The sequence below is a fragment of the Streptomyces sp. C genome (assembly GCF_000158895.1).
GTDB classification, from domain to species: Bacteria; Actinomycetota; Actinomycetes; order Streptomycetales; family Streptomycetaceae; genus Streptomyces; species Streptomyces racemochromogenes.
Map to the genome: position 1 here is coordinate 6,496,588 of NZ_GG657750.1, position 7,058 is coordinate 6,503,645.

The following is a 7,058-nucleotide window of genomic DNA, read 5'->3' on the forward strand; positions in this document are numbered from 1 at the left end:
ACCCCGCCACCCCGTCCCTCCCGTCCCCGTACTGACAGCAAGTGAGCACCCCCATGCGACGCCCCCGCCTCCCCGCCTGGCTACCCCTGGACCCGTACATACTGGCCCTGCTCGCCACCGTGGGCCTCGCCGCGCTGCTCCCCGCCACCGGTGCCGGCGCCACCGTCGCCGACGGGGCCGCCACCGCCGCCGTGGCCCTGCTGTTCTTCCTCTACGGGGCCCGGCTCTCCACCCGGGAGGCCCTCGACGGGCTGCGCCACTGGCGGCTCCACCTCACCGTCCTGGCCTGCACCTTCGTCCTCTTCCCGCTGCTGGGCCTGGCCGCCCGCCTCCTGGTCCCCGGCCTGCTCACCCAGCCCCTCTACAGCGGCCTGCTCTTCCTCTGCCTGGTCCCCTCGACCATCCAGTCCTCCATCGCCTTCACCTCCATCGCCCGGGGCAACGTCCCCGCCGCGATCTGCGCCGGCTCGTTCTCCTCCCTCGCCGGCATCCTCCTCACCCCACTGCTCGCCGCCGCCCTCCTCGGCAACGACGCCGGCGGCTTCTCCCTCGACTCCCTCCTCAAGATCGTCCTCCAGCTGCTGCTGCCCTTCCTCCTCGGCCAGGGCCTGCGCCGCTGGGTCGGCGGCTTCCTGACCCGCAACAAGAAGGTGCTCGGTTACGTCGACCGGGGCTCGATCCTGCTCGTCGTCTACGCCGCCTTCAGCGCGGGCATGGCCGCCGGCGTCTGGCACCAGGTCAGCCTCCCGCGCCTGGGCGCCCTGATGGCGGTGGAGGCCGTACTCCTCGCCGTCATGCTCCTCGCCACCTGGTACGGGGCCGCGCGCCTCGGCTTCGGCCGCGCGGACCGCGTCGCCATCCAGTTCGCCGGGTCGAAGAAGAGCCTGGCCGCCGGACTCCCCATGGCCAGCGTCCTGTTCGGGGCCCAGGCCTCCCTGGCGGTGCTGCCGCTGATGCTGTTCCACCAGATGCAGCTGATGGTCTGCGCGGTCCTGGCCCGCCGCCGCGCCCGGGACCCCGAGGCGGTCCTCCGGGACCAACTCGACGCCCACCGTGTGGTGGAGGTCTCGCCCGGGGTGCAACCCCCCGCCGCGCAGGGCCGGTAACGTGCGGCGGTGACCTGGATACGCCCGCTCGCCGCCACCGCCCCGCGCCCCTGCACCCTCGTCGTCTGCCGGGGCTGCTGCTGCGGGGACCCCCGCAAGAACCCCGGCACCGACCACGCCGGCCAGCTCGCCCGGCTGCGGGAGGCCGCCGCCGCGTCCGGAGGGCGCCTCGCGGTCCGTACGAGCGACTGCCTCGGGCCCTGCGCCCAGGCCAACGTGATCGTGGTCCAGCCCACCACCGAGGCCCGTCGGCGCGGCGCCCGGGCGGTCTGGTTCGGCTGGGCCCTCGACGACACCGCGACGGACGAGATCATCGCCTGGGCCGAAGCCGGCGGCCCCGGCGCCACCCCGCTCCCCGCCACCCTCGACCTGCACCGCATCGACCCCCCGGAGCCGAAGCAGCCCGCCACGCCCCGACGGGGCCGCCGCCGCTGAGCGCTCAAGGCGTCTAGGACCCGCCCCCCGGCAGGATGATCCGCTGCTCGCCCGCGTACACGTTCATGTCCGCGCCGCGCAGGAAGCCGACCAGGGTCAGGCCCGCCTCCAGGGCCAGGTCCACCGCCAGCGAGGACGGTGCCGAGACCGCCGCCAGCACCGGGATGCCGGCCATGACCGCCTTCTGCGCCAGCTCGAAGGACGCCCGCCCCGACACCAGCAGCACCGAGCCGGCCAGCGGCAGCCGGCCCGCCTGGAGCGCCCGTCCGACGATCTTGTCCACGGCGTTGTGCCGGCCCACGTCCTCCCGTACGTCGAGCAGCTCGCCCTCCGCCGAGAACAGCGCGGCGGCGTGCAGCCCGCCCGTGCGGTCGAAGACCTTCTGCGCCGCGCGCAGCCGGTCCGGCAGCTCGGAGAGGAGCTCCGCGCGGACGCGTACCGGATCGGCGGCGAGCCCCGGGAAACGGGTCGCCGTACGGACCGCGTCCAGGCTGGCCTTGCCGCACAGCCCGCAGGAGGAGGTGGTGTAGACGTTCCGCTCCAGCGTGATGTCCGGGACGGGAACCGAGGGGGCCAGCTGCACGTTGACCACGTTGTACGTGTTGGGTCCGTCCTCGGTGGCGCCCTCGCAGTACGTCACGGCCTGGACGTCCGAGGTGCGGGCCATGACGCCCTCGCTGACCAGGAAGCCCGTGGCCAGCGCGAAGTCGTCCCCCGGGGTGCGCATCGTGATGGCCAGCGGCTTGCCGTTGAGCCGTATTTCCAGCGGCTCCTCCGTGACCAGGGTGTCGGGCCGGACCCCGACCGCTCCGCCCCGGATGCGTACGACGCGGCGCCGTTCGGTGACCCGTCCCATCGTGATCAGCCCACCTGTTCCGTCCTCGCGTACACCTGACGAGGACATTCTCCCGGATCCGCCGCCGCGACCGGTTCCGGCAGGAAGTTGCTCGGAATGCTCCAAATTCCGGTGGCGGAATCCTGTTGGGTCACGCGCACCCGTACCCGCCGGTAGCAGGCAAAGCTGGTCAACCTGACTGCCTGCCGTACAGAGGGGGACCCCGCCCATGACCGGTTCACGCGTGGTGGCGCTAGGGCACTACCAGCCCGCGAAAGTGCTCACCAACGAGGACCTCGCGGCCATGGTCGAGACGAACGACGAGTGGATCCGCTCCCGGGTGGGCATCCGCACCCGCCACGTGGCGGGTGCCGACGAGCCGGTCGACGAGCTCGCCTACCAGGCCGCCGGCAAGGCCCTCGCGCACGCCGGCCTGAGCCCTGACGACATCGACCTCGTCCTCGTCGCCACCTCCACCGCCATCGACCGTTCCCCCAACATGGCCGCGCGCGTCGCCGCCAAGCTGGGCATGCGCGGCGCGCCCGCCGTGATGGACATCAACGTCGTCTGCTCGGGCTTCACCCACGCCCTGGCCACCGCCGACCACGCGATCAGGGCCGGCTCCGCCACCCGCGCGCTGGTCATCGGCGCCGACAAGATGACCGAGATCACCGACTGGACCGACCGCACCACCTGCGTCCTGACCGGCGACGGCGCGGGCGCGGCCGTCGTCGAGGCCTGCGAGGAGCCCGGCATCGGCCCGGTGCTGTGGGGCTCGGTCCCGGAGATGGGCCACGCCGTGCGGATCGAGGGCACGCCCCCCGTCTTCGCCCAGGAGGGCCAGTCCGTCTACCGCTGGACCACCAGCCAGCTGCCGCCGCTGGCCCGCAAGGTCTGCGAGAAGGCCGGGGTGACTCCCGAGGAGCTCGCCGGGGTCGTGCTGCACCAGGCCAACCTGCGGATCATCGAGCCGCTCGCCGCGAGGATCGGCGCCGTCAACGCCGTCGTGGCCCGCGATGTCGTCGACTCCGGGAACACCTCCGCCGCGAGCATCCCCATGGCCCTCTCGAAGCTGGTCGAACGCGGCGAGATCCCCTCCGGCGCCCCGGTCCTCCTCTTCGGCTTCGGCGGCAACCTCTCCTACGCCGGCCAGGTCATCAGCTGCCCCTAGCCCGAGCCCCGGCCAGGCCCCCCGGCCGCGGCCCGGCCCCGGCCCCCGGGGAGCGGGCCCCGTGCCGCGCGGCTCCCCGCATGCGCCCAGGTCAGCGCGGCGTGGCGGACCGACGGCCGCTCGTAAACATGGTCGGAAGCCCGCCGATCCCCTGCTATGGTTGTCCATGTCGCCGCGGGAAACCGGGGCCGACCACCTGGTCCGGGTGGCGGAATGGCAGACGCGCTAGCTTGAGGTGCTAGTGCCCTTTATCGGGCGTGGGGGTTCAAGTCCCCCCTCGGACACACACACAGTCGAAGACCCCAGTTGATCTGGGGTCTTTTGCTTTTCCGCGTTTCCGGGAGATGTCGGGAATCGCCTGACAGGTGCGGGACGGGTCCGGTAGATGTGTGCCCGTGAACGACTCCACGCCCCCCGAGAACGGCGAGCCCTCCTCCCGCTTGGAGACCGCCAAGAACTGGTGCCGGAAGCACGATCCGAAGATCCGGGCCGTGATCCGCGGCGGCGTGACCCTGGCGGGCATGCTCGTGGTCGCCCATCTCGCGGCGGGGCGCGACGACGCCGAGACGTACGACGAGCAGTACGACGCAGAGGACTCCGGGGAGTCCGAGCAGGGCGCCGACCAGGGAGACGAGCGCGAGACTCGCGATTCCCCCGCGCCCCACCTGCGGAAGCTCCACCCCGGTCACAAGGCCAGCGATGAGAAGAAGGCCCAGTACAGGGCGGAGAAGGGGGAGGACCTCCCTCCCGGCACGACCTACGTGCACCCCAAGGACGACGAGGACCCCGGCGAGGCCGCGGCCTGAGCACCGGGGCGCGGGCCCCCGACGGCGGAGCCCGGGTGAGCTCTCCGCGGAACGGGGTGGCCGGATCCACCCGTGCGGCATCATGGGGCCTGACCGGGTCAAGGGGGGAACGTGTCGCAGGACGCACCGCGGAACGACGTCGTGATCGCCGGGCGGTACCGACTGGGGAAGAGGCTGGGCCGCGGCGGCATGGGGACCGTGTGGCAGGCCTCGGACGAGCTCCTGGGCCGCGCGGTCGCCGTGAAGGAACTCCACGTCGGCGAGGGCAAGGAAGCCGCCGGAGCCCTGCGCGAAGCCCGCACCGTCGCACAGATCAAGCACCCGCACGTCGTCGTCGTGCACGACGTCGTCGAGGACGACGGCCGCCCGTACATCGTGATGGAACTCGTCGAGGGCGGCTCGCTCGCCGACCGCCTCGGCGCCACCGGTCCGCTGGACGCCGGCGAGACCGCCCGCATCGGGCTCGCCCTGCTCGGCGCCCTCAGCGCGGCGCACGACCGCGGGGTGCTCCACCGGGACGTCAAGCCCGCCAACGTCCTCATGGAGGCGGGCACCGGCCGGGTCGTGCTCACCGACTTCGGTATCGCCCGCCTCGCGGGCTCCACCACCATCAGCGAGACCGGCGCCTTCGTGGGCTCGCCCGAGTACACCTCCCCGGAGCGGATGCAGGGTGCCGCCGCCGGACCCGAGTCCGACCTGTGGTCCCTCGGCGCGCTGCTGTGCGCCGCACTGACCGGCGAGTCGCCCTTCCACCGGGACTCGCTGGGCGGGGTGCTGCACGCCGTCGTCTACGACGAGATCCGGCCGCCGGCGCAGGCCGGACCCCTGACCCCGCTCGTCCGGGGCCTGCTGGAACGCGACACCGAACGCCGGCTGGGCGTGGCGGACGCCCAGCGGATGCTGTCCGCGTACGTCACCACCGGCAGCCTGCCCCTCCTCGACCGCACCCCCGGCCCGGCCCGTCCCACGGGCCCGGCCACCCCGCCCGGGCCCGCCGCCCCTCCCGGGTACTCGCCGACCGAACGCGTCACCGCCCGGACCGGACCCGCGGCCGAGCCGGGGACCCGCCGGGCAGGCCTGCGCGCCGGGCTGGTCGCCGCGCTCGTCGTGGTGGCCGTCATCGGCGCCGTCACCGTGACCTCACTGCTCTCGGACCGGGCCGGGGACAAGGGCCGGGCGGCCGGGCCGGGCAACCCCGTCGCCCCTTCCCCCGGCGTGACCACGTCCGCCCCACAGTCCCCGACGCCCCCCGCCCCTCCCGCGGCCGCCGCGGGGGCCACCACCACGGCCACGACCACGGTGACCGCGCCGGCCCCGGCCCCGCCCGTCCAGCAGGTCCCCGGCAAGTCGGCGCCCGCCGGGTACCGCTTCGTCTCCGACCCGGAGGGCTTCGGGCTCGCCGTGCCGCAGGGCTTCCGGCGCGAGACGGACGACCAGCGGGTCTTCTACGTGTCGGCGGACGGCGCGATCCGGATCGGGATCAAGGTGAAGCCGGCCGCGGGCGGGCCGCTCGCCGCGATGCGGCAGTCCGACGCCAACGGCCCGTCCAGCAACCCGGGCTACCGCGACAACACGATCGTCCCCACGACGCACAATGGACTGCCCGCCGCCCTCTGGGAGTTCACCTGGAACGGCTTCACCGCCGCCGAGGGGCCCCGGCACACCTTCGACCTCTGCTGGGACGAGAACGGCCGGATGTACGACGTCTGGGTCTCGGCCCCCGTCGGACGCCTCACCCAGTCCAGGGGCCACTTCGACGCGGCCCTGGACTCCTTCGTCCCCGTCGGGTAGCCGCGGCTAGGGCCTGTCGTCAAACTCCCGTCGTCGCCCGGAGGGCGGCCCCGCGGCGTCTGGTGCGTGCTCTCGGCGTGCCGGGCGGAAGCCCGCGTACTGGACGTACTTGGCTTTCGCCCGGTGCGGCGAGAGCGCGTGCCAGGCGTCGCGGGGCAGACGGGAGTTTGACGACAGGGCCTAGGAGTCGCCCTGTCCCGGGTGGGTGCCCAGGACCACCAGGCCCTCCGGGGCCGGGAAGCTGCCCGGGGCGAGCGGGCCCAGGGTCTGCGGCAGGGAGAGGCGCGGCCCGCCGCCCTCCGGGGGCGCGTCGAAGAGGTACGCCGCCCCCGACGAGGAGTCGCTGACCAGGTGCGGGCCGCCGGCCGACGCGGTGAAGCGGGTCAGCGGGGTCCGGAAGAGCCGGCCCAGCTGGCGCAGCGTCTCCGGAGCGGCGGGCGGTGCGGCGGGCGCCGCGCCGGCCGGGACGTCCGGGGGGATGGCCCCCGACAGCAGCAGTGCCAGCAGCACCGGGACCGCCTTGCGGCGCAGGGCCTCGGTCGCGGGGCCCAGCCGGTGCGCGTGCGCGGCCGGCAGGGACAGGGCCAGGCTCCCGGCGGCGTCGCCCGTCGCGATCGGCACGGCCGAGCAGACGACCCCGGGGGAGTACTCGCGCAGGTCGAACACCGGGGCGCCCGGAGCCACCGCGTCCAGGGCGCTGAACAGGGCCCGGCTGTCGGTGATGGTCCGCGCGGTGAGCCGGGTGGGGCGGTGGCGGGCCACGTGGTCGGCCCGGCCGTCGTGGTCGAGCTGCGTCAGCAGGCACTTCCCGACCGCGCTGGCGTGCGCGGCCGCCCGGAAGTCCACCCACTCCCGTACCGGCGGAACAAACCGGCCCGTCCGCCATCTGCGTGATCCGGACCTCGCCCTCCGCG

At 74.2% G+C, this 7,058-nt stretch carries 6 protein-coding genes, 1 tRNA gene and 1 pseudogene; 6 read left to right on the forward strand and 2 right to left on the reverse strand.

Translation table 11 applies throughout. The features are described 5' to 3' along the window. The first annotated feature begins 53 nt into the window (after positions 1–53). Together SSNG_RS29145 and SSNG_RS29150 are read left to right on the forward strand one after the other, a co-directional pair. On the forward strand, positions 54–1,106 hold the full coding sequence (locus SSNG_RS29145; protein ID WP_007267523.1) for a bile acid:sodium symporter family protein: 1,053 nt from the start codon (positions 54–56) through the stop codon (positions 1,104–1,106). 9 nt (positions 1,107–1,115) lie between these two features. Further along, complete coding sequence (locus tag SSNG_RS29150) at positions 1,116–1,541, forward strand: hypothetical protein (RefSeq protein ID WP_007267524.1); 426 nt, start codon at positions 1,116–1,118, stop codon at positions 1,539–1,541. 13 nt (positions 1,542–1,554) lie between these two features. Here SSNG_RS29150 and fdhD read toward each other — a convergent pair whose 3' ends face one another. Beyond that, positions 1,555–2,397: a formate dehydrogenase accessory sulfurtransferase FdhD gene (fdhD, locus tag SSNG_RS29155; protein ID WP_007267525.1), complete on the reverse strand. Its 843-nt coding sequence runs from the start codon at positions 2,395–2,397 to the stop codon at positions 1,555–1,557. A 208-nt stretch (positions 2,398–2,605) separates the two neighbouring features. On the opposite strand from fdhD, the gene SSNG_RS29160 reads away from it, so the two are divergent. The 4 genes from SSNG_RS29160 (at position 2,606) to SSNG_RS29175 (ending at position 6,144) form a co-directional block, all read left to right on the forward strand. Further along, on the forward strand, positions 2,606–3,547 hold the full coding sequence (locus SSNG_RS29160; RefSeq protein ID WP_007267526.1) for a beta-ketoacyl-ACP synthase III: 942 nt from the start codon (positions 2,606–2,608) through the stop codon (positions 3,545–3,547). Positions 3,548–3,746: 199 nt separating this feature from the next. Continuing rightward, positions 3,747–3,831, forward strand: a tRNA-Leu gene (locus SSNG_RS29165). A 111-nt stretch (positions 3,832–3,942) separates the two neighbouring features. Further along, complete coding sequence (locus SSNG_RS29170) at positions 3,943–4,353, forward strand: hypothetical protein (protein ID WP_042802194.1); 411 nt, start codon at positions 3,943–3,945, stop codon at positions 4,351–4,353. A gap of 111 nt (positions 4,354–4,464) precedes the next feature. Next, positions 4,465–6,144, forward strand: coding sequence for a serine/threonine-protein kinase (locus tag SSNG_RS29175; RefSeq protein ID WP_042802196.1), 1,680 nt, complete (start codon positions 4,465–4,467; stop codon positions 6,142–6,144). Between the two features lie 489 nt (positions 6,145–6,633). Here SSNG_RS29175 and SSNG_RS44185 read toward each other — a convergent pair. Then, positions 6,634–7,058: pseudogene (locus SSNG_RS44185) on the reverse strand (IclR family transcriptional regulator C-terminal domain-containing protein); the annotation flags it as partial.

Coding starts and splice junctions, on each gene's coding strand:
- SSNG_RS29145 (WP_007267523.1), top strand. CDS start 54: ATGCGACGCCCCCGCCTCCCCGCCTGGCTACCCCTGGACCCGTACATA.
- fdhD (WP_007267525.1), bottom strand. CDS start 2,397: ATGGGACGGGTCACCGAACGGCGCCGCGTCGTACGCATCCGGGGCGGA.
- SSNG_RS29160 (WP_007267526.1), top strand. CDS start 2,606: ATGACCGGTTCACGCGTGGTGGCGCTAGGGCACTACCAGCCCGCGAAA.